Below are 252 nucleotides of genomic sequence, written 5' to 3' on the forward strand. Positions count from 1 at the left end.
TGGTGACCCGTACGGGATTCGAACCCGTGTTACCGCCGTGAAAGGGCGGTGTCTTAACCACTTGACCAACGGGCCAATATGTATGGCAGAGAAGAAGGGATTCGAACCCTCGCACCGCGTTAGCGATCTACTCCCTTAGCAGGGGAGCCCCTTGAGCCACTTGGGTACTTCTCTGTATGGCTCCGCAGGTAGGACTCGAACCTACGACCGATCGGTTAACAGCCGATAGCTCTACCACTGAGCTACTGCGGA

At 56.3% G+C, this 252-nt stretch carries 3 tRNA genes; all 3 read right to left on the reverse strand.

Annotation, left to right across the window (positions count from 1 at the left end):
- The 3 genes from HFD78_RS29260 to HFD78_RS29270 all read right to left on the reverse strand — a co-directional run bounded on the left by HFD78_RS29260 (position 1) and on the right by HFD78_RS29270 (position 252).
- Positions 1-75, reverse strand: a tRNA-Glu gene (locus HFD78_RS29260).
- 8 nt (positions 76-83) lie between these two features.
- Positions 84-174, reverse strand: a tRNA-Ser gene (locus HFD78_RS29265).
- 3 nt (positions 175-177) lie between these two features.
- Positions 178-252 (reverse strand) — tRNA-Asn (locus tag HFD78_RS29270).

The sequence above is a fragment of the Bacillus sp. EKM501B genome, assembly GCF_011800505.1.
GTDB classification, from domain to species: Bacteria; Bacillota; Bacilli; order Bacillales; family Bacillaceae_G; genus Bacillus_A; species Bacillus_A cereus.